Annotated in this window: 10 protein-coding genes; 9 read left to right on the forward strand and 1 reads right to left on the reverse strand. The window is 73.5% G+C overall.

Annotated elements, in window-relative coordinates:
- Window position 1 precedes the first annotated feature (1 nt).
- Genes ACFYML_RS19115 through ACFYML_RS19155 form a run of 9 tightly spaced genes read left to right on the forward strand, consistent with a single transcriptional unit; the run spans window position 2 to window position 24,676 of the window.
- Complete coding sequence (locus tag ACFYML_RS19115) at window positions 2-2,626, forward strand: amino acid adenylation domain-containing protein (RefSeq protein WP_387421870.1); 2,625 nt, start codon at window positions 2-4, stop codon at window positions 2,624-2,626.
- Complete coding sequence (locus tag ACFYML_RS19120; RefSeq protein ID WP_387421871.1) at window positions 2,607-3,782, forward strand: potassium transporter TrkA; 1,176 nt, start codon at window positions 2,607-2,609, stop codon at window positions 3,780-3,782. The genes ACFYML_RS19115 and ACFYML_RS19120 overlap by 20 nt, the downstream gene beginning before the upstream one ends.
- Window positions 3,773-5,134: a DUF6002 family protein gene (locus tag ACFYML_RS19125; RefSeq protein WP_387421872.1), complete on the forward strand. Its 1,362-nt coding sequence runs from the start codon at window positions 3,773-3,775 to the stop codon at window positions 5,132-5,134. The genes ACFYML_RS19120 and ACFYML_RS19125 overlap by 10 nt, the downstream gene beginning before the upstream one ends.
- Entirely contained in the window at window positions 5,128-7,497 is a 2,370-nt protein-coding gene (locus ACFYML_RS19130) for a non-ribosomal peptide synthetase (protein ID WP_387421873.1), read from the forward strand. Before ACFYML_RS19125 ends, ACFYML_RS19130 begins: the two co-directional genes overlap by 7 nt.
- Complete coding sequence (locus ACFYML_RS19135; RefSeq protein ID WP_387421874.1) at window positions 7,494-9,173, forward strand: beta-ketoacyl synthase N-terminal-like domain-containing protein; 1,680 nt, start codon at window positions 7,494-7,496, stop codon at window positions 9,171-9,173. The genes ACFYML_RS19130 and ACFYML_RS19135 overlap by 4 nt, the downstream gene beginning before the upstream one ends.
- Complete coding sequence (locus ACFYML_RS19140; protein WP_387421875.1) at window positions 9,170-12,673, forward strand: amino acid adenylation domain-containing protein; 3,504 nt, start codon at window positions 9,170-9,172, stop codon at window positions 12,671-12,673. The genes ACFYML_RS19135 and ACFYML_RS19140 overlap by 4 nt, the downstream gene beginning before the upstream one ends.
- Window positions 12,670-14,985 (forward strand): lantibiotic dehydratase, encoded by a 2,316-nt coding sequence (locus ACFYML_RS19145; protein ID WP_387421876.1) that lies wholly within the window; start codon window positions 12,670-12,672, stop codon window positions 14,983-14,985. Before ACFYML_RS19140 ends, ACFYML_RS19145 begins: the two co-directional genes overlap by 4 nt.
- A complete protein-coding gene (locus ACFYML_RS19150; protein ID WP_387421877.1) occupies window positions 14,982-19,343 on the forward strand; it encodes an SDR family NAD(P)-dependent oxidoreductase in 4,362 nt (1,453 codons plus the stop codon). Before ACFYML_RS19145 ends, ACFYML_RS19150 begins: the two co-directional genes overlap by 4 nt.
- A complete protein-coding gene (locus ACFYML_RS19155; protein ID WP_387421878.1) occupies window positions 19,340-24,676 on the forward strand; it encodes an amino acid adenylation domain-containing protein in 5,337 nt (1,778 codons plus the stop codon). The genes ACFYML_RS19150 and ACFYML_RS19155 overlap by 4 nt, the downstream gene beginning before the upstream one ends.
- On the opposite strand, the gene ACFYML_RS19160 is transcribed toward ACFYML_RS19155, so the two are convergent.
- The gene (locus tag ACFYML_RS19160; RefSeq protein WP_387421879.1) at window positions 24,638-26,959 is read right to left on the reverse strand and encodes a lantibiotic dehydratase; all 2,322 of its coding nucleotides are present in this window, start codon (window positions 26,957-26,959) and stop codon (window positions 24,638-24,640) included. The genes ACFYML_RS19155 and ACFYML_RS19160 overlap by 39 nt on opposite strands.
- Window positions 26,960-26,973: the final 14 nt, after the last annotated feature.

The following is a 26,973-nucleotide window of genomic DNA, read 5'->3' on the forward strand; positions in this document are numbered from 1 at the left end:
CATGTCCAGCCCGCGCTACCTGCTCGATCTCGTACACCGGCCCTCGGGCGCCGACGCCGGCCGGCCCGCGATCGTCGCCCCCGACGGTGAGCTGAGCTACACACAGATGTGGGAGCGGATCGGCGCGACGGCCGAACTGCTGCGCCGGGCCGGGATCGGGCCGGGTGACCTGGTCGGCCTCTACCTGCACCGGTCCGCCGACTACGTGACGTCGCTGCTGGCGACGCTCGCGGTGGGCGCGGTCGCGGTGCCGGTCGATCCCGAGCTGCCCTCCGGCCGGGCCGAGCAGATGCTCGCCATAGCCGCACCCCGGCTCGTCCTGTACGCGGACCGGCCCGCTACCGTCGCCGCGCCGGCGGGCACTCGCTGGCGCGATGTGCGTACCGCCAAGGTGGTGGCGGGGACCGATCTGCTGGATCGCGCGGGCTGGCTGCCGCCGGGGGAGCAGCCCGCGCTGGTGTTGTTCACCTCGGGTTCCACCGGCCAGCCGAAGGGTGTCGTGCTGCACCACGCCGGGCTGGTCAACCGGCTGGCCTGGGGCCACGACTGGTTCGGGTTCGCCGCCGACGACCGGGTGCTGCACAAGGCGTCGATCGGGTTCGACGCGTCGGTGCACGAGATCTTCTCCCCGCTCATCGCGGGAGGCACGGTGGTCATCGCGGGGCCGGGCCTGCAATTCGACAGTCTCGGCCTGGTCCGGCTCATCCAGCGGGAAGCCGTCACCACCGTGCATTTCGTGCCGACCATGCTGCGGCACGTGCTCGACGAGCCGGAACTCGCCGGATGCGTCACGTTGCGACGGGTGCTGTGCGGCGGTGAGGCGCTGGACATGCAGTTGGTCCGGCGGTGGCGTGAGGCGCTGCCGTGCTCGCTGTTCAACGGGTACGGCCCGAGCGAGACCTCGATCAACGTGTCCTACTGGGACTGCTCTGAGGCGTATGCCGGCAGCATCGCCCCGGTCGGTCGGATCATCGGCGGGGTGTCGGCCCGGGTGCTGGACGAGGAGTTCCGGCCGGTCGCCGACGGCGAGACCGGTGAGCTGTGGATCGGCGGGGTCGCGGTCGGCCTGGGCTACCTGCGCGACGACGAGCGGACGGCGGAACGTTTCCGGCCCGATCCGGCACAGCCGGGTGCCCGGCTCTACCGCACCGGTGACCTGGTGCGGGTCGCGCCGGCGGGTTACCTGGAGTTCCGAGGCCGGGTTGACGACCAGGTCAAGATCCGGGGCATCCGGGTGGAGCCGGGCGAGGTCGCCGCGATGCTGCGCAAGCATCCCGCCGTGCACGACGCGGTGGTCGTGGCCGTGCCGGACGAGGATTCCGGGCCGCGCCTGGTCGGGTACGTGGTGCCGCAGCCACGGCGGGCCCCGACGATCGGCGGGCTGCCCCGGTTCCGGCTGCCCAACGGCATGGCGGTGACGGCGGCGTCGCCGGACGAGGCGGTCTTCCTCTACCGGCAGATCTTCGACCACGCGGAATACTCGCGGTTCGGCGTACGGCTCGGTGACGGTGCGGTCGTTGTCGATGTGGGCGCCAATATCGGCCTGTTCTCGCTCTGGGCGACCCGGCAGGCGCGCGACGTGCACCTGATCGCGGTCGAGCCGAACCCGGACACGCTGCCTTACCTTCGGGCCAACCTCAGCCTCTACGCCGAGTCCGCATCCGTCGTGGAGGCTGCGGTGACCGATGTGGCGGGCACGGCCGAGCTGATCTCGTTTCCCGAGCTGAGCTACCTGTCCGGCCTGGGCGCCGACCGGGTCGAAGCCGCATCGGACCTGGTCCGGTCGCATTACCGGCAGGGTGGCGGCGACGCCGACGAGGCCGAGCAGGCCGCGCTGCTGGCCGACGCGCACCGGCGCCTGACCTCGGTGGCGCACGTGGTGCCGACGATGACCCTGTCCGAGCTGCTGGACCGGTTCGAGCTGGACCGGGTTGACCTGCTGAAGGTCAACACCGAAGGCGCCGAGCTGAGTGTGCTGCGTGGCCTGCGCCCGGAGCACTGGCCCCGCATCGGCCAGATATGCCTGGAGGTCGAGCGCAGCAGCGTGACCGCGCCGCAGGTACGCGAGCTGCTGTCAGCGGCCGGGTTCGAGGTGCACGAGATCGGTGACTGGAACGTCGGCGCGGACGCCGATGTCAGCTACATCTACGCGATGCGGCCGCAGGAGCAGCCGAAGACGTCCTCGCCCTGGGACGAGCCCGCCGACCAGCTGCTGACGACCGGGCTGCTCCAGGGATACCTGGCGTCGGTGCTGCCGCCCGCGATGCACCCGGACCAGCTCGTCTTCGTCGACAGCCTGCCCCGCCTGCCCAACGGCAAGGTGGCCCGGCTGGAGCTGCCGCCGCCACCCCGCCGGCATGCGGAAGCGGCCCCGGAGCAGGGCAGCGCCCTCGCCGACCGGCTGCGCGAGGCGTGGCGGGTCACGCTCGGCGTCGATGCCGTCCACGACGACGACAACTTCCTCGCCCTCGGCGGGCACTCGCTGACCGCGCTGCGGGTGGCGCACCGGGTGCGCGAGATGGCCGACCTGGAAGTGTCCCCGGCGAGCTGCCTGCGCGCCAGGTCCTTCGCCGACTGGTTGGCCCGGGTCACGGACGCGAGACACGATGTCAGGCCCCCTCGATAACGCGCCGCGGCACGTCGTCGTGGTCGGCAGCGGCCAGCTCGCCCGCTCGCTGTGCGATTCCCTGGCCTCGATTCACACCCCCCACCCGGTACGCGTGACCGTGCTGGCCCGCGACCTGGCCGCCGCCCTCGGCGCGGCCCGGGGCGCGCAGGTGCGCGCTGCGGTCGCCGGGACCAGGGTCAGCTTCACCGCCCAGCCGTTCACCGCCGAACCGTCCACCGACCCCGGCGACGGGTACGCCGCCGACGCCGTGTCGATGGCCCGGCTCCGCCCTGACGTGCTGGTCTGCGCCGCATCGCCCCAGTCGCCGTACGAGCGGGTGCACGCGCCGTCGGCCTGGACGGAGTTGGTCGCCACGGCCGGCTTCGGGGTGACGCTGGCGTTGCAGGCCGAGCTGGTGTCCCGGCTGGCCGCCGCGCTGGCCGGCGGCGCACCGGACGCGTTGCTGGTCAACGGCTGCTTCCCGGACGCGGTCAACCCGCTGCTGGCAGCGCTGAATCTGCCCGTGCTGTGCGGCATCGGCAACGTGGCGACCCTGGCCGCGTGTCTGGACGCCGCGCTGGGCCGTCCCGGGCCGCGGCGGCTGGCGGTGCTCGGCCACCATGCCCACCTCGCCGCGCCCGACCCGGACCGTACCGGGGACGACACCGCCGAGGTACGCGCCTGGCTGGACGGCCTGCCCGTCCCGGACGTCACCGGGCTGCTGGCCGGCTACCGTGCCGTGCCCCGGCCGCAGCTGAACGCGCTGGCCGGGCATGCCGCTGCCGCCCTGGTGGCGGGGCTCGCCGCCGACGCGGGTGAGGTCGTGGCGAGCCTGCCCGGGCCGCTGGGGCTGCCGGGCGGCTATCCGGTTCGGCTCAGCGGTGGCCGGGCCGAGCTGCGGCTGCCGCCCGAGGTCAGCGCGGCGCAGGCCGTCGCCTGGAACAGCGCCGCCGGGCACCGTGACGGCGTCGAGGTCAGCGACGGCCACGTGCGCTATCCGGAGCGTGCCCGGGCAGCGCTGTCGGCGTACCAGCCGGAATTGGCCGAAGGCTGGCCCGTGACCGAACTGCCTGAGGTCTTCGCCCGGTTCATCGCCCTGCGCGACCATCTGCGAACGGCGCCACCGACGCCGGCGCATGCCCCTCGTGTGTTGGAGGAATCCCGATGTCCGTGACCGCCCCGACCACACGCAACCTGATCACCGATTATTACGACGTCATCGCCTCAGCGGTGGATCAGTGCGGCGCCGTCCCCGGTGGCCCTGCCGGGACGCCCGGCTTCGCGCCCGGCTTCGACCTGCCCGAGCTGACCCCAATGGTGCGTGAGTACTACGCCGCCGCCACCGCGAGCTGGTCGCAGCTGGGCGAATATGGCGGGCATCACCTCCAGCTGCTCGACCTGACCGCGAACCCGGGTACCCAGACCACCAAGACGTTCGCGTCGATGGTGATCGTCGCCCGCGCGGTGGAACACGTCCGGCGCACCGGGACCCGGCTGTGCATCTTCACGCCGACCTCCGGCAACAAGGGCGTCGCGCTGCGCGACTCGGTGGCCCGTGCCTACGCGGCCGGGCTGGTGACGCCGGAGCAGTTGTCCATCGTGGTGCTGGCACCGCAGTCGGCCCGGCACAAGTTCCGCCACGACGCGCTGGCCGCCGATCCGCGGTCGCGCCAGGTCAACCCGCTGCTGCGGTACACCGGCAGCGACCCGGAGGGTGTCAAGGCCCTCGGCCGCGCGTTCGTCGACGAGTACGCCGCCACGATGCACGATAAGCACGGCGTCACGCTGTGGTACACCCTGGACCTGAAGAACTACCTGGTCGCGGACGCCGCCCGGGCCGCCTTCGAGGCTGACGTGGCCCCGGCCAGCGCTGCCCGACCGCGCTGGCACGCGCACGCCGTCTCCAGCGCATTCGGCCTGCTCGGCTACAACCTGGGCCGCGACGTGCTCGAAGCGGCGGGCAAGGCCAGCCCGGTCGACCGCCCCGGCTTCCTGCTCGTGCAGCACCTCGGTACGCCCGACATGGTGCTCAGCCTGCGCCACGGTTCGTTCGAGCGGGACAACTGCCCGGCCTACACCCTGGATGAGGGCGTGGGCGCCTGGACGCAGGACAAGGACCCGCATTTCCCGGCCGTCACCGATGACCCGGCCGAGGTGCTCGACCCCACCTTCTACACCCACCGCCCGGTGACCTCCCCGGCGATGAACGCGTTGATCGAGCGGCACGGCGGCGACGGCATCGTCGTGTCGCGGCGCGAATGCGCCCAGCGCTACCCGGTGGCCCGGGACTGGCTGGCCAACGCCGGCCTCGAGCTGCCCGCCGACCCCGAGCAGTTGCGGGAGTGGTCGATCGTGATGGCGCTGACCGGTGTCTGCAACGCCATCGACCGCGGCCTGGTGCCGGTCGGGCACGACATCGTGGTGCACGGCACCGGCAGCTACGCCAACGACTTCACCGTCGCCGACGCCGACGCCGAGGTGTCCACGGTCGCCGACATCGTGGCCGCCGTTTCGAACGCATGGTGAGCCCGGCGTCCTCCGACCGCCCGCTCGGCCTGTCACCCGAGCGGGCTGCCTGGCTTGCCGCTCAGGCCCACGCCGCCGGGGTCACCCCGGCTGCGGTGGTCCTCACCGCGACCGCCCTGCTGGTGCGCCGGTACACCGGCGCCCAGGTCGTGACGCTGCGGCACGGCGACGACCTGGTGGCGCTGGATCTGACCGCCGACGCCCCGATCCGCGAGCTGTGGCGGTCGGTGCGCCCGGCACCGCCGGGTTCCGCCGCCGACGCCAGCGTCCAGTTGGGCCCTGACCTGGGCGAAGCCGCACCGTCGGGGCTGCCCGGTGACTACGCCGACGACCTGTGCGCCGACCTGGCCGAGTTCCTGTCCGCGCTGGACCCGGCCGCGTCGTCGGCCGACGTGTTGACATCGGCTCGCTACGAGCAGCGCCCGGCACCACAACTGGCCCGGCTGCACGGTGGCGACGGCACCGAAGTCGGCCGTGTACGCGGTGACACGATCCCGTCCGCGTTCGCATCGGTCGTCGCCGCGTACCCGCAGCGGGTGGCGGTGCTGGCCGACGACGCGACCGTGACCTATCGCGAGCTCGGTGCCGCCGTGGCCGCGACCGCCGTGGCCCTGGCTGATTCGGGCCACGGCGGAGCGCCGCCTGCGCCGGTCGGGGTCCTGTGCCGCCATGGTGTCGCCACGATCACCGGCATCCTGGCGGTGCTGGCGTCGGGGTCCGCGTACGTGCCGCTGGACACCGTGTTCCCGGCGGTGCGGCTGGCCGGGATGCTGCGCGATGCCGGGGTGCGGGCCATCGTCACGGACCCCGAGCACGCGCGGCTCGCCGCCACGCTGGCCGCCGAAGCCGGGCTGCCGGAGCTGCCGATCGTGCGCCTCCAGCCGGGCACCTCCCAGGCCGACCTGTCGGTGCTGCGGGGGCTCGCCCGGCCGGACGACCCGGCGTACGTGCTCTACACCTCGGGGTCGACCGGGATGCCGAAGGGTGTGGTGCAGAGTCACCGCAACGTGCTGTTCGGCGTACGCAATCACGTGCGCAACTTCGCCATCCGGCCGGAAGACCGCACCAGCGTGCTCACCTCGTTCGGCTACGACATGGCGGTCACCGACACGTTCAGCGCCCTGCTGTCCGGCGCCGCCGCCGTCCCCGTCGACGTTCGCGCACACGGCCTCGGCCACCTGAGCAACGCCCTCGCCGACCGGGGTGTCACGATCTACCACTCCACGCCGACCGTCTACCGATACCTGGTGGCGAGCCTGGGCGAGGGCGGTCGGCTACCGTCAATCCGCGCCGTCGTGCTCGGCGGCGAGGAGGTGACCAGGCACGATGTAGCGCTGGCCCGGCGGTCGTTCGCGCCTGGTGTGGTGTTCGTCAACGGGTACGGCACCACCGAGATCAGCTTCGCCGCGCAGCACCACCTGCCGCCCGGTGCGGAGCTGGAGCCAGCCGTCGTGCCGATCGGGCACCCGCTGCCGGGCATCGAGGTGGTGCTGGCCGACCCGGCCGGCCGCCCCACCTGCCTGACCGGCGAGGTGATCGTGCGTACCCCGCACGTCGCGCTGGGGTACCTGGGCCTGCCGGAACTCACGGCGGCTCGGTTCATCGAGCACGGCGGGGTGCGGGCGTACCGGACCGGGGACATCGCGCGGCGGCGGCCCGACGGGATGCTGGTCTACCTGAGCCGCAGCGACCGGATGGTGAAGATCCGCGGCTATCGGGTGGAGCTGGGCGAGATCGAAGCCCACCTGGCCGGGTTGCCCGGGGTGGGCCAGGCGGCCGTGGTGGCCCGGCGCAGCGCGGCCGGCACCGGCGAGCACGAGATCCTCGCGTACGCCGTCCCGGCCGTGGGGGCGAACATCGAGCCGGGACGGCTACGGGAGCAGTTGGCGGCGGTGCTGCCGGACTTCATGGTGCCCAGGGCCGTGGTGGCGGTGGCGCAGCTGCCGATCGGTCCGACCGGCAAGCTCGACCAGGCCGCCCTGCCCGATCCGGATGCCGAGGCCGTGCGAACCATCGCGGGGACGGGCGGGCCGCCGTCGGGGCCGCTCGAGGAGACGATCGCGGCGATCTGGTGCGCGGTGCTGGGACTGCCCGCCGTGGACCGTCAGGTGAGCTTCTTCGAGTTGGGCGGGCATTCGCTCCAGCTCGCCCTGCTGCAGCGGCACCTGGAGGAACGCCTCGACCGGCGGGTGCCGCTGGCCCGGCTGATGGAGTTCCCGACGGTGGCGGCGCAGGCGGCACACCTGGCGGCGGCGACCGGCGCGGATGGCGTACCGGCGGATGGTCGTTTGGCGGCAGTCGGGAACCGGATGGCGCGGCGCAGAGCCGCGCGGGGCGGTGGCGGCGGGAAGGGTGGGACGTGAGCGAGGACGACCAGATCGCGGTGGTGGGCCTGTCCTGCCGGGTGCCCGGCGCGGACGACGCACCCGCCATGTGGCGAAACCTGCTGTCCGGGGTGGACTCGGTGGGCTGGTTGACCGCCGCCGAGGGCGCCCTCACCGACCCCGACTGGGTGCCGGTGTTCGGGCGGCTCGACGACCTGGACGGCTTCGACGCAGACCTGTTCGGCTATCCCGCCGAGCTGGCGGCGCTGCTCGATCCGCAGCACCGGCTGTTCCTCGAGGTCGCCTGGCGTGCCCTGGAGGACGCCGGAATCGATCCCGACCGCGACCCGGCCCAGGTCGGCGTGTTCGCCGGGTGTGGCCCCAACCGCTACCTGCACCATCACCTGCTGGGCAATCCCGCTCTGAAGCCCGGCTTCGGTGGTCTGGCTGAGGACTGGGACGACGCGTTGACCGGCTCGGGCTGCGACTACCTGCCGACGCGCACCGCGTACGCGCTGGGGCTGGCGGGACCGGCCGTGGCGATCCAGACCGCCTGCTCGACGTCGCTGGTCGCGGTTTGCCAGGCGGCGCAGAGCCTGCTGGACTACCGCTGCGACGTGGCGATCGCGGGTGGCTCGGCGGTGGTGTCGACCCGGCAGGCCGGTTACCGCCTGCGGCCGGGCGGCCTGCTGGCCACGGACGGGGTGTGTCGCCCCTACGACGCGGCCGCGACCGGGCAGGTGTTCGGCAACGGCGCCGGTGCGGTGGTGCTCAAACGCCTCGCCGAGGCGCGTGCCGACGGCGACAACGTCTACGCCGTCCTCCCGGGCTGGGCCGTGAACAACGACGGCGCTGACCGGCCCGGCTTCACCATACCTGGCGTGGCAGGGCAGGCGGCGGTGCTGGCGGAGGCACTGGCATCGGTGGGTTGGGACCCGGCCGACGTGGGCTATCTGGAGGGCCACGGCACCGGCACCGCGGTGGGGGACGCGATCGAGGTCGACGCCCTGGCTCGGGTACGCCGTGGCAGCCGCAGCCCGCTGCTGCTCGGCTCGGTGAAGGGCAACCTCGGCAACCTGGACGCCGCCGCCGGCGTGATTTCCCTGATCAAGACCGTGTACGCCGTCCACACCGGACAGGTGCCGGGGACGGCGCACTTCGCCGGCGCGCACGGCGACGTCGACCTGGCTGCGGCGGGTGCCGAGGTCAGCGCGCAGACCCGGCCGTGGGCCGGCAAGCGGCGGGGCGGGGTCAGCTCGTTCGGCCTCGGCGGCACCAACGCGCATGTGCTGGTGGAGCAGGCGCACGGTGCGAACGACCATGACGAGTCGGACAGCCCTGGCGGCGAGCTCGGACAAGAATGCCGCGATCGGGTGGTGCTGGGGCTGTCGGCGGGCAGCCCGGCGGCGCTGCGGGAGCTGGCCCGGCGGCTGGCCGAGCGGCTGGCCGTCGGTGACCTCGCCGTGGCGGACGTGGCCCACACGCTGGCGGTGGGACGGCGGCGGCTGGCGTACCGGGGTGCGGTCGGGTGTGCCGACACCGAGGAGGCGGTGGGGCAGCTGACCGCGCTCGCGCAGGGTGGACCGGTGGCCGACGACGCCGCAACGCGCTCCTGGCTGGACGGTGGCGACCTGCCCGTGGTGCGGGGGCGGCGGGTTCCGCTGCCCGGCTATCCGTTCCAGCGGACCAGACACTGGATCGAGGCAACGCGATGACCGGCCCCCACCTGCCCTATCCCGAGCTGTGCCTGCCCGACCTGGTCGCCGGGCACGCCCAGCGGCGCCCCCACGCGCCCGCGGTCGTGCAGGGTGACCTGACACTGAGCTACGGCGACCTCGTCGGCCGGGCCGCCGCCCTCGCCGCGTCGCTGCGCGCTCACCGCATCGCCCCGGACGACCTCGTCGGTGTCTGCGTGGATCGCCGTCCGGACCTGGTGGTCGCCCTGCTCGGCGTGCAAGCGGCAGGCGCGGGGTATGTCCCACTCGACCCGGCGCTGCCGCCGCAGCGGTTGCGCGAACTGGCCGCCGAAGCCCGCCTTCATGTCATCGTGGGTACGCCCACCGCCGCGCCCGACGCCTTCGGCGACCTGACCGTGCTGGGCGTGCCAGCCGAAACGGCGCCCTGGCAGCCGACGCCCGCGACACTGTCCACCACGGCGTACGTGATGTTCACGTCCGGGTCGACCGGGCAGCCCAAGGGTGCGGTGATCGAGCACCGGGCGCTGACCGAAAAGGTCATCAACATCGCCGACTTCGCCAACTACAGCGAGGCGACCCGGTGCCTGGCCTTCGCCTCGATCGGGTTCGACGCGTCGGTGGCCGACATGCTCGCTCCGCTCGCCGCCGGGGGCACGGTCGTGCTTGCCGGCGACGCCGAACGAGCCGACCCGACCCGGCTCTACCGGATGTGCGCCGAGCAGCACGTCGACGTCGTGGTGCTGCCGCCGCCGATCCTGCCGCTGCTGGACCCGGCCCGGCTGCCCGGCGTACGCCTGGTGATGACCGGTGGGGAAGCGACCGGCCCGGAGCAGGTCGGCCGGTGGACCGAGGGGGGCCGCCGGTTCATCAGCGTCTACGGCCCGACCGAGGCGACGGTGCTGGTCACCTGGTTCGAGGGCAGCGGCACCTGGACCCGGCCCATCCCGATCGGCAAGCCCGCCGCCAACCACCGCATCCACCTCGTCGACGACAACCTGCGGGAGGTCGGTCCCGGTGAGATCGGCGAGGTGCTGGCCGGCGGGCCGGGGCTCGGCCGCGGCTACCTGTTCGACCCCGCGCTCACCGCGCAGCGGTTCATCCCGGATCCGTTCACCGAGCAGCCCGGGCAGCGGCTCTACCGCACCGGTGACCTGGCCCGATGGTTGCCGGACGGGAGCCTGGAATTCCTCGGCCGGGCCGACCGGCAGGTCAAGATCCGGGGACAGCGGATCGAACTCGGCGAGGTCGAGGCGGTGCTGCGCCGCCACCCCGAGGTGGGCAACGCCAGCGTCCAGGCGCGCGGCGGCCCCGGCGGCCAGGAACTCGTCGCGTACGTGGCGACCGGCCTGGACGTGGCGGACCTGCGCGCCTACTGCGCACGGCTGCTGCCGCCCGCGGCCGTCCCGGCGCGGATGTTCACCATGGCCGCGCTGCCGATCACCATCAACGGCAAGATCGACACCGAGCAGCTGGCCGCACTCACCACCGCCGAACCCGCCCCGGCACCGCAAGGCGCGGCACCGGCCACCGACACCGAGCGCCTCATCGCGCAGGCCTGGGCGGTGCTGCTGGACGAGCCGGCCGTCGGCCGCGACGCCGACTTCTACGACCACGGCGGACACTCGATCACCGCGATGCGGCTGGTCGCCGACCTGCGGGAGCGGCTGAGCCGCGACATCGCCATCGAAGACGTGCTGATCGGGCGTACGCTGCGCGGCATCGCCGCCCGCGCCGACGCCGCCGCCGAAGCCAGCCCGGCCACCGTCACCCGGGGCCGTCCGCCGGCCCTGTCCCCGGCGCAGCAGCGGCTGTGGTTCCTCGACCGCTACTTCCACACCGCCGCGTCGGCCTACAACGTCGCCTTCGCCGAACGGCTCACCGGCCCCCTCGACATCGCGGCCCTGGCCACGGCGCTCACCGCCGTCGCGGACCGCCAGCAGATCCTGCGCTGGCGCATCCCGGACACCGACGGCATCCCGTACGCCGTGGCCGACCCGCCCGCGCCGGTGCCGTTGCCCGTGCGCGACCTGGCCCCGGGCACGGACCTCGCCACACACCTCGCGGCAGGCGCGGCGACACCGTTCACGCTGGCCACCGACACGCTGTGGCGGGCCGAACTGATCCGGACCGGCACCGACGAGCACGTGCTGGCCATCTACGCCCACCACGCCGTGTTCGACGGCTGGTCCCAGTCGCTGTTCTACGCCGACCTCGCCACCGCCTACCGCGCCGCGCTCGGCGACGAGGCGCCGCTGCCGCCACTGCCCGCCACCTACGGCGACTATGTCGCGTGGCGCGCCGACCGGTCCCGGCGACGCGCCGAGCAGGACCTCAACTGGTGGCTGGAGCACCTGACCGGCGTACCCGTCGTGGTGGAACTGCCCGGGGGACGAGACCGGCCCGCCGAACAGACCTTCACCAGCGCGACCGTGACCACCCGGCTGGACCGGGCCGCGACGGCCGCCGTCACCGATCTCGCCGCCGGGCTCGGCGCGACCCCGGCCGCCGCCGTGCTGGCCGCGTTCGCGCTGGTGCTGGCCCGCCGCACCGGCCACCCGGACCTGGTCATCGGCACGCCCACGGTGGACCGGCGAGCCGCCGACTTCGAGCAGATGGTCGGATTTTTCATCGAGATCGCACCGCTGCGGCTGCGTCAGGCCCCCGAGGCGGGCTTCGCCGAGCATGTGCGCGCCGCGTGGGAGGAACTCCTCGCCGCGCTCGCGCACCCGGAAGCGCCGGTGGAACGCATCGTCGGCGGGCTCGGCCTCAGCGGCCTGCTGGACCGCAGCCCGCTGGTGCAGGTGCTGTTCAACATGTACACGTTCGACGAGCCGAAGCTGGACCTGGCCGGGCTCGGCAGCGAGCCGGTGCCGGTGCCCGCGCCCGGGTCGCCGTTCGACCTCACCCTCTACGGCGTGACCCGGGACGGGCAGCTGCGAGTGGAGATCGTCTTCAACCCGGATGTCTACGGCACCGGCCTGATGGCGGCCGTGCTCGGCGAGGTCGAGCAGGTGCTGCGGGCCGGAGCCGCCGATCCGGGGCAACCCGTGTCACAGCTGCCCGGCTGGACGACCATCCCGGCCGGGACGCCGGGCGACGTCACCCGGGCCGCCCGGGCCAAGCGGGCCGTGGGCCGGTCGGGCGCGATCACCGAACGCCCGGCCACCGCCACCGAACGCCAGATCGCATCGGTCTGGTGCAACGTGCTCGGCGTACCAGAGGTCGCGGCGACGGACAGCTTCTTCGACGTCGGCGGTGGCTCATTGGCCGTCGCCGTCGTGCAGCGGCAGCTCAACCGGCTGCTCGGCACGAACCTGCGGCTGGTGGACCTGTTCCGCCATCCGACCGTCCGCACGCTCGCCACGCACCTGGACAGCACCCGCGCGTCCACGGAATCACCTGCTGACAGCGCCGAGGACGCGGCGGTGGAACGGGCCACGCGCCGCGGTGCCGTCCGCCTCCAGCGCGCCCGGCGCCGCTCGACCGGTGAGCCCGCCATGGAGGAGGATCCGGCGTGACGCACCTGGTCCCACTCGGCGACACCGGCTGGTCGGTCTGGCGTGACGCGCTGCTGCGCAGCGCCGGGTTCCCCGCCGACGGCCTGGACCGCTTCGCCGCACCGGACTGCGCCGACGCCGCCGACCGTCACCTCACCGGTGACCTCGATGCGCCGGCGTTCACGGCCGCGTACGCCGACGCCACCCGGGCATCCTCGGCGGCGGTGTGCGAGATCGCCGCCGACCCGCTGTTCCGTGAGGCCGTGACCTGGCAGAACCCGGATGTCCTGGTGGCGCTCGACGGGCTGGTCAAGGACGGCCCGGACGGGCCACGCAACGTCCGCCGCCGGGGCCGGGAGAACGTCGTCGCCGGGTACTGGCAGCGCTATGTCGCCAAGTGCGAAACCATCGGCTTCTTCGGGCCGGTGTGCTGGGGCACCGTCGAACCCGGCCCGGCCACCATCACCACCAAGCCCGGCCCCGGCCTGCTCCGCCAGCGCGCCGTCTACCTCGAATACTGGGCCCTGTCCGCGTACTCGGACAGACTGGCGGCAGACCCGCGGGTGCGGGCGTGGCTGGCCCCGGCCCTGGCGCCGCACGCCTGGTTGGACGGGCGGGTCGTGCACCGGCCCGCCCAGCGCCCGACGCCGGTGTCGCTGACCGAGTCGATCGCGCTGGCGTGGTGCGACGGCAGCCGCCCCGCAAGGGAGGTCGTCGACGACCTGGTTCGCGACGAGCAGGCCGGCGTACGCCGGACCGAGGAAGGGTTTCTGCTGCTGGCGCACCTGGCCGAACGGGGCCTGCTGCGCTGGGACTTCGACCTGCCGCAGGGCTTCGCCGCCGAGGCGCGCCTGCGCGAGCGGATCGACGCCATCGGCGATCCGGCGCTGCGGGAGACCGCCCTGGCCGGGCTGAACCGGCTGACCGGAGCCCGTACCCGGGTCGCCGACGCCGTCGGCGACCCGACCGCGTTGGCCGACGCGATGTCCGCATTGGACGCCGAGTTCACCGACCTGACCGGGTTGCCGCCGCGGCGGCGGGCCGGGCAGAACTACGCCGGGCGGGCGCTGTGCCACGAGGAGACCGCCCGCGACGTGGAGTTCACGGTCGGCACCGGCCTGCTCGACTCCCTGGCCCCGGCACTGGCGTGTGCGTTGCAGGCGGCCCGCTGGCTCACCGCCGAGCTGGCCACGGCGTACGGCGACGCGCTGCGCGACCTGTACGCCGAGTTGAGCGCCGATGGACCGGTCCGGCTCGGGGACCTGTGGTTCTTGGCCCAGGGTCTGCTGTTCGGGCCCGGCGACCGGCCCGTCGATCGGGTCGCGCACGAATTCGCCTCCCGCTGGGAACGGGTGCTCCGGCTCGCCGACCTGCCCGCCGACACCACGCGACTGCAGGTCAGCTCGGGCGAGCTGGCGCCCCGGGTGGCCGAGCAGTTCCCGGCGACCCGTCCCGGCTGGAGCGCGGGCCGGGTGCACAGCCCGGACCTGCAGATCTTCGCGGAGTCGCCGCAGGCGCTGGCCGACGGCGAGTTCGCAGCGGTGCTCGGTGAGCTGCACGCGGCGTATACGACGTTCAACGCCGAACTGTTCACGCACTGCCATCCCGACCTCGACCGGCTGCGGCGCGCCTACGCGGCGGACCTGGGCTCGGGACGGCTGCGCCCGATCTACCCGGTCGAATTCCCCCGGGTCGGCGGCCGGTTGTCGCCGTCGCTGTTCGCGCCGGGCGACTACCAGCTCGCGTTCGCCGACGCGCCGGGTGCCGGGCGGGACCGCCTCGTGCCGGCCAACGCCGCCCTGGTGTCCGACGCAGGCGGTGCCCTGGTGGCGACCGGGCCCGACGGCACCCGCTGGCCGCTGGTCGAGGTGTTCTCCGACCTGATCGCGGTGCACGCCGCCGACGCGTTCAAGCTGATGACCGAACGCCCACACAGCCCCCGGGTCACCGTGGACAGACTGGTGCTGGCCCGGGAGACGTGGCGCACCACGGTCGGGCAGACCGGCCTGACCAGCGCCATCGACCAGGCACAGCGCTACCTCGCGGTACGCCGGTGGCGAGCCGCGCTGGGCCTGCCGGAGCGGGTCTTCATCCGGGTGGCCACCGAACTCAAACCCACGTACGCCGACCTGACCAGCCCGCTCTACGCCAACCGGCTGTGCCTGCTGCTGCGGGCGGCACACCAGGCGGGCGGCGACGACGTGCCGGTGACGGTGTCGGAGCTGCTGCCCGGGCTGCCACAGGCGTGGCTGCCCGACGGCCAGGGCCGCCACTACGCCAGCGAGCTGCGCCTGCACATCAGAGATTCGGCCGAGCCGGAGGGGACGCCGTGAACGAGACAGTGGAGCCGATCGCGATCGTCGGGCTCAGCCTGCGCGTACCAGGGGCGTCGTCGGCGGAGGAGTTCTGGCGCAACCTGGTCGACGGCACCGAGTCGTTCACCCGGTTCAGCCGGGCTGAGCTGCTGGCGCGCGGGGTCGGCGAGGACGAACTCGACGATCCCGCGTACGTGCCGGTGGCGGCCGTGCTCGACCAGTTCGACCATCTCGACGCGGGCCTGTTCGGCATGAGCCCGCGCGACGCGGAGCTGGCCGACCCGCAGCAGCGACTGTTCCTGGAGCACGCGCACGCCGCTCTGATCGACGCGGGCTGCGACCCGACCCGCTACGACGGCGAGATCGGCGTCTACGCGGGCAGCAACGCCGACCTCTACCAGTGGCTCAACGTCCGGCGGAACCCGCAGGCGCTGGCCGGCGCCGGTGAGCTGCGGGTGTCGCTGGGCAACAAGCCCGACTACCTGGCCAGCACCGTGTCGTTCCGGCTCAACCTGCGCGGCCCGGCGATGACCGTGCAGACCGCCTGCTCGTCGTCGCTGGTGGCGATACACCTGGCCAGCGAGGCGCTGCGCAACGGCGAGTGCGACACGGCGCTTGCCGGTGGGGTGTGCGTGGAGCTGCCGCACGCCGTCGGGTACGTCGCCGACGACGGGTACACCTCCGCCGACGGGCACTGCCGCCCGTTCGACGCGCAGGCCAACGGCACCGTCTACGGCAGCGGCGTCGGGGTCGTCGTGCTCAAGCGGCTGTCCGACGCCCTGGCCGACGGAGACGACATCCGGGCACTGATCATCGGCAACGCGGTCAACAACGACGGCATGACCAAGGCGAGCTTCACCGCGCCCAGCGTCAGCGGGCAGTTGGAGGTCGTCGTGCAGGCCCTCGCCGTCGCCGGCGTCGCCCCGCGCTCGGTCAGCTACGTGGAGGCGCACGGCACCGGCACGGTCCTCGGCGACTCGATCGAGATCGCGGCGCTGACGGCGGCCTATGGCCGGCGCACCACCGAGCGGGGCTGGTGCGGGGTCGGCTCGACCAAGGCCAACATCGGCCACCTCAGCGCGGCCGGTGGCGTGATCGGCCTGATCAAGACCGTGCTGTCGATGCAGCACCGGCTCATCCCGCCCAGCATCAACCACGACCGGCCGCACCCGGAGATCGACTTCGAGGCGAGCCCGTTCTACGTGGTGTCGACGCTGACCAAGTGGGAGCCCGAACAGCAGCGGCCGCTGCGGGCCGGGGTGAGCTCACTCGGCCTCGGCGGCACCAACGCCCACCTGGTGCTCGAGGAGGCACCGCCGCCCGCACCCGCCACGGCACCGGGTCACGGTGGTGGCGAGCTGATCCAGGTGTCCGCCGCGGCCCCGGCCGCGCTGGCGGCGGCGTGCGCCCAGGTGGCCACCCGGCTCACCGACCGGCCGGAGCTTCAGCTGCGCGATGTGGCGTACACGTTGCGGGAGGGCCGGCCGGTCCATCAGCACCGGGCCGCCGTCGTCGCGGTGGACCATGCCCAGGCGGCCGCAGCGCTGGCCGACCCGAAGCGTCGGGCCAGCGGGGACGCCGCGACGGCGCCCCGGGTGGGCCTGCTCTTCTCCGGCCAAGGCTCGCAACACCCCGGCATGGGCGCGCGCCTCGCCGCAACCGAGCCGGTGTTCGCGGCCGCCGTGGACGAATGCGCCCGGATCCTCGGCTGGGACCCGCACGAGCTGATCTTCAGCACGAAACCCGGTGCCGACGAGCGGCTGGCCGAACCCACGGTGCTGCAACCCGCCCTGTTCACCGTCGAATACGCCACCGCGATGCTGTGGCGGCACTGGGGTGTCACGCCCGCCGCGATGATCGGCCACTCCATCGGTGAGCTGGTGGCGGCGACCGTGGCCGGGGTCTTCGACCTGCCCGACGCGCTGCGGCTCGCGGCTGCCCGGGGTCGGCTGGTCCAGGCTCTGCCTGCGGGCCGCATGCTCGCCGTGCAGCGCGGCGCCGACGAGATCTCGCCCCTGCTGCCCGCCGGGGTCGCCGTGGCGATCAGCAACGGGCCCCACACCTGCGTGCTGGCCGGCGCACCAGAGCCGGTGACCGCCTTCGCCGACACTTTGCGCGAACGCGGCGTCAGCTGCACGCTGCTGCGGTCGCCGTACGCGATGCACGTGCCGCTGCTGGACCCGGTGCGCGACGATTTCGCGGCGCTGGTGGCGGCGGTGCCGCGCCGGGCGCCGAGCCTGCCGGTGTGGTCGGCCGCGGCCGCCGCACCCTTCACCGACGGGCAGATCACCGATCCGGCGTACTGGGGGGAGCAGCTGTGCCGGCCGGTGCGGTTCGGGGCCACGGTGGCAGGGCTCGCCGCGACGGGTGCCGCCGACGAGTGGCTGCTGCTGGAGTGCGGTCCCGGCCGCCAGCTCGCCGGGCTCGCCCGGCTCAGCCTGCCGCCGGGGGCCAGGGCGCCGCTGCGGACGCTGCCCGCGCCGGGGGAGAAGCTGACCGACCGGCAGACCGCCTACGAGGCGGCGGGCCGGTTGTGGACGGCCGGGGTCCCCGTACGCCTGCCCACGCCCGGCAAGCCACGCCTGGTGTCCCTGCCCGGGTACCCGTACCAGCGGACCCGGCATTGGATCGACCCGGCGCCGGTGGCTCCACCTGCCGAACCGGCCGCCGACCGCCGCTACGACGACGGGGTCGTCGAGGTGCCGGTCTGGCACCAACTGCCCGCCACGGCACCCGCCGAGGCGCCCGGTCAGCTGCTGCTCTTCGCGGCCGGTGAGCGTGGAACGGCCCTCGCGGCCCGGCTGCGTGAGCGCGGCACCGACGTCACCGTGGTCCGCCCTGGGGCTGCCTTCGCCGTCCGCCCGGGCGGCTACCAGCTGCGTGCGACCAACGCCGCCGACTATCAGCGGCTGCTCGACGAGTGCGCCGACGACGGCCGGGCCGCCCGGATCGTGCACGTGTGGGCGCTGGACGGCGACCCGGCGGGCTCCGATGTGGATGCCGTGTCGGCGGCCCAGGAGCACGGGTACTACGCGCTGCTGACGCTGCTGGACGCGCTGCCGGCCGCCGGCGTGGAGCTGGATGTGGTCACCGCCGGAGTGGCCGACGTGACCGGGGCCGACCTGGTGCGCCCGGAGCACGCCACGGTGGCCGGGGTGGTGCGCTCGGTGCCGCTGGAACGCCCGCAGGTGCGCTGTCGCTGGGTCGACGCCGACCCGGGCGACGTCGGCGTCGACGCGGTGGTGGACGAACTGCTCGGCACCGAGCGGGCCGAGGCGGTCGCGCTGCGGCTGGGCGGGCGCCGCTGGACCCGCGAGTTCGCTCCAGTCCGGCCGGGTGGCCGTACCACCTCGGGGTTGGGCATCCGCGACGGCGGGCGTTACCTGATCACAGGTGGGCTGGGCCGGGTCGGCGGCGCGTTCGCCGCCGAGCTGGCCCGGCGTGGCGCGCAGCTGGTGCTGGTTAGCCGCACCGCGCAGCCGCCGCCGGCCACGATCGAGGCCCTGGAACAGGCGGGCGCCCGGGTGCGTCACCTCACCGCCGACGTGGCCGACGTAGCCGCCATGCGGGCGGTACGCGACGAAGTCCTGCGTGACCTCGGCGGCCTCGACGGCATCATCCACGCCGCGAAGCTGCCCGACACCGGCCTGTCCGCCGGGTCGCGGCTGGCCGAGGCGGCGGCGGAACTGCGGCCCAAGGTCACCGGCACACTGGTGCTGCGCGAGGTCTTCGGTGACCTGCCGCTTGACTTCGTGGCGCTGACCTCGTCGGTGACCGCGCTCGCGGGTGGCCTGGGCCGGGCCGACGGCACGGCCGCCAACGCATTCCTCGACGCGTACGCGCGCAGCCCGCACGGCTGGCCGGCCCGCCTCGTGTCGCTGGCCTGGGGCGCGTGGCAGGAGGAGGGCGTGCCCGAACACGACGGGCTGCCCCCCGAGGCGGCGGTCGCCGCGGGGCAGCGGGTCCTCGCCGAGGGCCGCACCGGCTCGGTGGCGATCGGCGCCTACCCGGTGGCCGCGGTCGCGGACCACGAGCGGCGCCTGGGCTCGGCCGCCGCCATGGTGACCTCCACCGTGGCTGCCGCTGATGGCGACCTGACCGCCACCATCGCCCGGATCTGGGGTGACGTCCTCGGTGTCGCCGAGGTCAGCCCGCACGACAACTTCTTCCGACTGGGCGGCACATCGCTGGTGGCGGCGCAGCTGGTGCTGCGCATCCGCCAAGCCGTCGGCGCCCGGCTGTCCATGCGGGTGCTGTTCGACGCGCCGACCGTCGCCGCGATGGCCGCCCGGATCGAGTCGCTGCGCGGCGCCCCGCCGGCCGCCGACACGGAGGCACCCATCCCGCGCCTCCGCAGACCGGGACAACCCACATGACCGAGACGCGGCAGGACCTCACGGCGGTGGGCGACGTCTACACCGTCCCCGCCTCCTACGCTCAGGAGCGAGTCTGGTTCACCGCCCAGCTCAGCCCCGCGCAGCCGCTGTTCACGATGACCGATGCGGTCACCCTGCCGCCCGGCGCGGGGCCGGAGCAGGCGCTCGCCGCGCTGCGGGCGGTCACCGAACGGCACGAGGCCATGCGCACCACCCTGCGCCTGACCGACGGCGAGCTCTACCAGGACATCCACCCCACTGTGCCGATCGAACTGCCGGTGACCGACCTGTCCAGGCTGACCGAGCCGGACCGGGAACGCGCCCGCGCCGAGATCGTCGCCGAGTACGCCCGCCTCGACCTGCCGATGGACAACGCACCGCTGTGGCGGGCGCGGCTGCTGCGGCTCGGCGCGGACACCTGGTGGCTGCTGTTCGCCGGGCACCACGTCATCCTTGACGGCACCTCACTGCTCAACCTGCGTGCCGAGCTGACTGAGCTGTGCGCCGCCGCCGTCGCGGGCCGGGCGCCGGACCTGCCCGACCTGCCCATCCAGTACGCCGACTACGCCGCCTGGGAACGCGATCGCCTCGACGGCCCTCGGTGGGGTCAGCTGCGCGACTACTGGCGGGAGACGCTGACCGGCCTGCCCGCCGTGCACGCGCTGACCACCGACCATCCGCGCCCGCCGACTCGCACGTTCAACGGCAGGGACATACGCCGCACCCTGCCCGAAGGCCTGGCGCAGGCGCTACCCGAGCTGTCCCAGCAGGCCGCCGCGACCCCGTTCATGGTGCAGCTGGCGGCCTACGTCGCGCTGCTGCACCGGCTATCGGGCAGCGACGACATCGTGGTCGGCCTGCCGGTGCTGGGCCGCGACCGTACCGAGTTGGCGCCGCTGCTGGGCATGTTCATGAACATGCTGACGCTGCGGGTCGACGTCTCCGATGATCCGCCGTTCCTGACCCTGGTCCGCCGGGTGCGCCACGTCGTGCTCGACGCGTGGGACCACCAGGACATGCCGTTCCAGAAGCTCGTCGAGGACCTGGCGGTGCGGCGCGACCCCGGCGTACCGCCGCTGTATCAGCTCACATTCCACCATCTGCCGACCGGCCGCGGTGCGGCGTTCGGCGGCGCCATGGACGACCTGTCGCTGGAGATCGCCGGGGACGAACTGCGGCTGGAATACAACACCGCACTGTTCGCAGCCGCCACCATGGAGGCGTTCGCGGACCGCTACCTGCTACTGCTCACGGCCGCTGCCGCGGCGCCGCGGACCAGGGTGAGCGCGCTGCCGATCATGTCGGACGCCGAACGCGCCCAGGTCGTGACCGGCTGGAACGCCACCGACGCCCCGGTGCGCCAGACCACCCTGGCGGAGCTGTTCGACGGCCAGTCCCGGCGTACGCCGGACGCGGTCGCACTGGTCGACGGCGGCACCCGGCTGACCTACGCCGAGTTGTCCGCCGCCGCCGAGCAGGTGGCACGGCGGCTGATCGCGCACGGCGTGGGGCCTGAGTCGATCGTCGCCATCCACGAGCCCCGCTCCAGTCGCCTGGTCGCCGGACTGCTCGCCATTCACCGGGCCGGTGCGGCGTACCTGCCGTTGGATCCCGATTACCCGGCACAGCGGCTGGCCTACATGCTCGCGGACGCCGGTGCCGAGGTGCTGCTGGCCGACGAGGTGCCGCAGGGGCTGGCGGTACCCGGCGTGGTGCTGCCGCTGACCGGTCCGGACCAGCCCGAGACCGCTGCGGGCACAGCCGCTGGGCCGGGCAACGCGGCGTACCTGATCTACACGTCGGGCTCCACCGGGCGACCGAAGGGCGTGATCAACGAGCACGCCGGCATCGTCAACCGGCTCGACTGGATGCAGGACGCCTTCGGGCTCGGACCGGACGACGCCGTGCTGCACAAGACGCCGATCGGTTTCGACGTGTCGGTGTGGGAGGTGTTCTGGCCGCTCATCGTCGGTGCCCGGCTGGTACTGGCCCAGCCCGGTGGACACCGCGACCCGGCGTACCTGCGGAATCTCATCGAGCGGGAGCAGGTCACCACCGTCCACTTCGTCCCGTCGATGCTGGACGCCTTCCTGGCCACGGCCGGTCCCGCCGACCTCGCCCGGTGCGGGTCGCTGCGGCGGATCGTGTGCAGCGGCGAAGAGCTGCCGCTCGACCTCGCCCGCCGGACCGTGGCCGCCCTCCCGGCCACCACGCTGCACAACCTCTACGGGCCCACCGAGGCCGCGATCGACGTCACCGCCTGGGCGGCTACGCCCACCGCGCTGGCCGGGGTCACCCGGGTGCCGATCGGCGGGCCCATCCGTAACGTCCGTACCTACGTGCTCGACCAGGCCTTGCAGCCGGTGCCGGTCGGCGTCGCCGGGCAGCTCTACCTCGGCGGGGTGCAGGTGGCCCGGGGCTACCTGCACCGCCCCGAACTCACCGCCCGCACGTTCGTCCCCGACCCGTTCGACGACACCGGCGGGCGGCTCTACGCCACGGGTGACCTGGCCCGCTGGCGCACCGACGGCACGCTGGAGTTCCTCGGCCGCATCGATGACCAGGTGAAACTGCGTGGCCTGCGGATCGAGCTGGGGGAGATCGTCGCCGTGCTGCGCGAGCAGCCGGGCATCGGCTCCGCCGCCGTCGCCGTACGCGGCGCCACGCCCGCCGAACAGCGACTGGTGGCGTACGTGACGCTGGCAGCCGGGGCCGAGGCCCTGGACCAGGCGGCGCTGCGGGAGGCGCTGAAGCGGCAGCTGCCGGAATACATGGTGCCGTCGGTGTTCGTGCCGCTGGACGCGCTACCCCTGTCTGCCAACGGAAAGCTGGACACCGCCGCGCTGCCCGCGCCCGTGCCCGACGGCAGCCACGCCGCCGAGCGCCGGCCACCGGTCACCCCGGTCGAGCAGGCCATCGCCGCCGCCTGGCAGAACGTGTTGGGGGTCACCGACGTCGGGCTCGACGACGACTTTTTCGAACTGGGCGGGCATTCGCTGCTGGCGATCCGGATGCTGGCCAAGCTGCGCGACGCGTACGGGCACATCGACGTCGGCGTGATGGACGTGTTCCAGCACTCCACCGTGCAGGGGCTGGCCGCGCTGATCGGCGGCCCGACGGACCAGGAGCGTCGGCGGCCGTTGCTCTACGAACTGACCAAGCCGGTCCCGGCGGGGCAGCGGGTGCGGTCCTACGTGTGCGTACCCTATGGTGGCGGGCTGGCCAGCATCTACCAGCCGCTCGCGGACGAGCTGCCGCCCGGGCACACGCTGTTCTCAGTGGCGGTCCCGGGACATGACGTCGGGGTCAGCGACACGGAGCTGCCGTTCGAAGAACTGGTCGACCGGTGCGTGGCCGAGATCCAGGACCGGGTGCACGGCCCGCTGGTCCTGTACGGCCACTGCGTCGGCGGCGCCCTGCTGACCGGTATCGCCCGGCGGCTTCACGAGCAGGGCCGCCCGATCGAAGGGATCTACGCCGGCGGCGTGTTCCCGACGGCCCGGCCGGACAACATGCTCGGCCGCCTGGTCGACTGGGTCGATTCCCGTGGCGCGGACCGGCGTTACGAAACGTTCCTACGCTCGATCGGCGCCGAGCTGGCCGACCTGGACCAGGCGCAGGTCGACCGGTTCGTCCACCACGTGCGGCGGGAGGCCGCCGAGGCGCAGGAGAAGTTCACCGAGTGGCTGGAGGCTGCGCCGGTCCAGGTGGCCGCGCCGGTGATCTCCGTCGTGGGTACCCACGACATGCTCACCGAGTACTACGAGGAGCGCTACCGCGAGTGGAGCTTCCTCGGCGAATCCACCGCGCTGGTGGTCCTCGACCAGGCCGGGCACTACTTCATCAAGCAGCGGGCCAAGGCGCTCGCCGAGGTGCTCACCCAGACCCATCTCCGTCTGGCCGAGCCCCCCACCGCGCAGGCCACCGCCGACCGGCTCGCCGGTGACGCCTGCGAACTGGCCGCCACCAGCGCCGACCCCGTCACCGCCGACGCCGGCGCGCAGCCCGGCGTACGCCGCTTCCTGGCGCTCACCGCCAGCCAGCTGATCTCGGCCACCGGCTCGGCGCTGACCCAGTGGGCCGTACCCGTCTGGGTCTATCTGACCACCGGGTCGATGCTGTCGTTCGGCCTGTCCGGGGTGATCGCCTACCTCCCGGCGCTGCTGACGCTGCCGGTCGCGGGTGCCGTCGCGGACCGGTTCGACCGGCGCAAGGTGCTGCTCGCCGCGTGCGCGGCCGCGGTGACCGCGGAGGCGCTGCTGGCCACGCTGCTGTGGACCGATCAGCTGGGGCTGGCCGCCGTCTACACCCTGGTCTGTGTGCTCGGCGCGGCGTCGGTGTTCCAGCGCATCACCTACCTGGCCGCCATCCCGCAGGTCATGCCGAAGCGCTACCTGGGGCATGCCAACGGTATCGCCCAGCTGGCCGTGGGGCTCAGCTCGCTGGCGGTGCCGCTGCTGGCGGCGGGCCTGCTCGCGGCGATCGACCTGACCGGCATACTGCTGATCGACATCGTGAGCTACGCCGTCGCGATGACCGTGCTCGCGGCGGTGAAGTTTCCCAAGCTGCTCGGCCGCCGCCGCAAGGAGCCGTTCCTGGCCGAGCTGATCGGCGGGGCGCGGATGGCGTGGGCGGAGCCCGGGTTCCGGGCCATGCTGGGCTTCTTCTCGCTCTACAACCTGTGCCTGTCCAGCCTGCTGCTGGTGCCGCCGATGGTGCTCGCGTTCGGCACGATGGGCCAGGTCGGCACGGTCGCGTTCGCCGAGGCGCTGGGCGCTGTCCTGGGCGGACTCGTGATCGCGGCATGGGGTGGCCCGACCAGGCGCCGGATGCCCGCCCTCATCGCGATCGCGTTCGGGGTCGCGATCAGCCTCGTGCTCAGCGGCGTACGCCCGAACCTTGTGCTGGTCGCGCTCGGCAGCTTCGGCGTGGGACTGGGCCTGGGCCTGCACAACGGCATCTACCTGTCGATCATCCAGGTGAAGGTGCCGCAGCGGTTCCACGGCCGGGTGCTGGCGATCATCCAGACGCTGACCTGGGCGACGTTGCCGCTGGGCTTCGCCGTACTGGTGCCGCTGAGCGGGTCGGTGCTGGAGCCGATGTTCGCTCCGGGCGGCGCCCTGGCCGACAGCGTCGGTGCCCTGATCGGGACCGGTGCCGGCCGAGGGCTCGGTTTTGCGTTCGTCGTGTCCGGGCTGGCCCTGGCCGTGGTGTCGCTGGGCGCCTACGGCCAGCGCCGGTTGCGCCTGTTCGACACCGAGACCCCCGACGCTCCGGCGGATGCGACCGAGTGGCTACCGCACCTGCGCCGCCGCCGGGTCGACGATCTGTAGCCGCAGTTCCGAGGCGTACGCCTGGCCGGCCGCGTCGGTCAGCCAGGCGTCGCCCGGGCCGGGCAGCAACTCGGTGACGGTCAGCCCGACCCCGTCGCCGCCCTTTTCGTGCGCGCCGCGCAGCAGGGTGCACAGCAGCCGGGTGTAGACGCCGCTGGTCAGGTCGACGAAGCTGGGTTTGAGCTCGGTGTCGACCCGGACGAAGATCTGCTCGGGCAGGCCGAGGGCGAGCCTCCAGCGCCGCACCGCGAGGTAGCGTTCCCGCTCGCCCTTCACCTTGTGCAGCCCGGTGTCGCCGACCGTGGTGCGCCAGGTCTCCCGGACCAGCACGAGGCCGTCGACGACGATACGTGGGGTATGCCCGACGTTCCCGGCCAGCTTCCACGTATCGAACACCTGGTAGTCGAACAGCGGCGCGAACACCTCCAGCAGCGGCCACTGCCGTCCGTCGCCCGCGTGCACCCGCAGGCTGCCGTCGGCTTCGGGCCGCACGGTCAGGTCGGTGATCGGCACGAGCCGGTCCGGGTCGGCGCCGGGGGCGCTGACGAAGCCGAGCTGCGCGTCCGCCGGCCCGTGCAGCCATTCCGCGATGCGGGCCGTGTGCCGCGGCCAGTCCACCGGGGCGAGCAGCCGCACCCGGCCCTCGGGCAGGTCAGCCCGCATACCGTCCCGCAACCGCTGCGGTTCCGGGTGCCCGTAGGCGAAAAAGTGCGTGTCGAACGCGGCCAGGGCCACGTGCAGTTCGCCGAGCACGACGGTGAAGTCTCCCTGCAGCAGGGCCGCCTCGTCCGGGGCGCACAGATGCACGTCGGGGCTGTGAATCCGGGCGGCGGCCCAGCCGGGCGCGGTGGCCGGGAACGCCGCGGCGACCCGCTCGGTCAGTTCGGCGGCGTCGAACCGCAGCTCCCGGGCGTCGGCTTCGGCGTCGGCCAGGCCGAGCACCTTCGCCCACCTGGCCAGGAAGTCGGCGGCGACGGCGGCGCCGGGCGGGTTTGCCCCGAACACGACCGCCTGAGCCAGGAACCACAGGTCGGGCAGCGGAACGTCCGCTGTGGCCGAATCGGCCGACAGGTCGCGGTAGAGGGCGGCCAACGCTTCGGCGTACGCGTCGCCGATCGCTGCCGTCAGCCACCGGACCGACAGCAGCAGCGGCTCCAGCGGGGCAAGCCGTTCCAGCAGCGTGTCACCGAAGCTGATGTCCAGGTCGCGCACGGTTTCCAGGTGGCACAGAGTGCGCCCGGCGTACACCTCGCCGGGGTGTTGCCGCGCCGCCTGACCGGTCAGCTCGACGAACTTCCGCTCTAGCGCGGACATGGCCGCGGCCAGGGCGTCCGGGCCGTCGGCGGCGGCCACCGCGTCGCGCAGTGCGCTGACGGTGGCCAGCTCACCGAGCACCCGTTCGCGGACCAGGTCGTCGCCGATCGCGGCGAGCTGTTCGCGCAGGACATCCTCGGCGGTGAGGTCGATCGGCAGGTCGAACCCGATCCGCAGCACGCCCCGCTCGGCGAGTTCGTCGAGCTGCGCGTACACGTCGGCGGCGCGGCGGAACCCGCTCGCCGGGTCGGCGACCAGCGCGGAGGCGAGGTCGGCGACGCGCGATCGCCGCTGCGCCGCAGCGAGCAGCGCGGCCGCCGCCGCCGGCAGCGCCTGCGGCGCGCGGTGCGGATGCAGCAGCACCCCGTCCCGCAGCGTCAGCTGGGGCGCCAGCCGCACCGGCAGCCAGTCCCGCACGCCCTCCGCGCGGGCGAAGGCCGCGCCGAGCGCGTCCAGTGCCCACCGCTCCAGAAAAACCCGGCGGGTACGCGTCAAAGCCGCACCCGGGCGGACCGTGGCGACCGGACCGGGGCCGCCCAGTTCGGTCCAGCAGATGGGACCGAAGAAACCGACAGTGTCGTTCTTGAGGCAGTAACGCTGCCAGTATTTCGCGATGACCTCCTCGCGGTGCCGTCGACGCAGATTGCGCGGGGCGTGCGGGCCGTCGCGCCGGATCGCGTCGACCGCAAGCAGGACGCCCGGATTCTGCCAGGCCAGCGCAGTGCGGAACGTATCGTCGCAGGCGATGTCGTGGACGGCCCGGCCGAGATCCGCCGCTGCGGCGTCGAACGCGGCCTCGAAGGTGGCCACGCCGGAGGCACCGGCGAGACAGCTGTCGGCGGCCGCCGCGAGCGCGGGCGCGGCGAACCGCTGCATCCCCGTCACCGGGAATCCGGCCGACCGCAGCAGCGCTGAACGCCACACGTGCCACGGGGTTCCGGCGAGCGGCGTGAGATGCTCTGGGGGCATCCGGCAATGGTATG

It is taken from the genome of Micromonospora sp. NPDC007230, from assembly GCF_042869115.1.
GTDB lineage: Bacteria > Actinomycetota > Actinomycetes > Mycobacteriales > Micromonosporaceae > Micromonospora.

What these genes read in the sequence shown, in the direction of transcription:
- ACFYML_RS19115 (WP_387421870.1), top strand. Translation starts at nt 2, where the DNA reads ATGTCCAGCCCGCGCTACCTGCTCGATCTCGTACACCGGCCCTCGGGC.
- ACFYML_RS19160 (WP_387421879.1), bottom strand. Translation starts at nt 26,959, where the DNA reads ATGCCCCCAGAGCATCTCACGCCGCTCGCCGGAACCCCGTGGCACGTG.
- ACFYML_RS19155 (WP_387421878.1), top strand. Translation starts at nt 19,340, where the DNA reads ATGACCGAGACGCGGCAGGACCTCACGGCGGTGGGCGACGTCTACACC.
- ACFYML_RS19140 (WP_387421875.1), top strand. Translation starts at nt 9,170, where the DNA reads ATGACCGGCCCCCACCTGCCCTATCCCGAGCTGTGCCTGCCCGACCTG.
- ACFYML_RS19120 (WP_387421871.1), top strand. Translation starts at nt 2,607, where the DNA reads ATGTCAGGCCCCCTCGATAACGCGCCGCGGCACGTCGTCGTGGTCGGC.
- ACFYML_RS19130 (WP_387421873.1), top strand. Translation starts at nt 5,128, where the DNA reads ATGGTGAGCCCGGCGTCCTCCGACCGCCCGCTCGGCCTGTCACCCGAG.
- ACFYML_RS19125 (WP_387421872.1), top strand. Translation starts at nt 3,773, where the DNA reads ATGTCCGTGACCGCCCCGACCACACGCAACCTGATCACCGATTATTAC.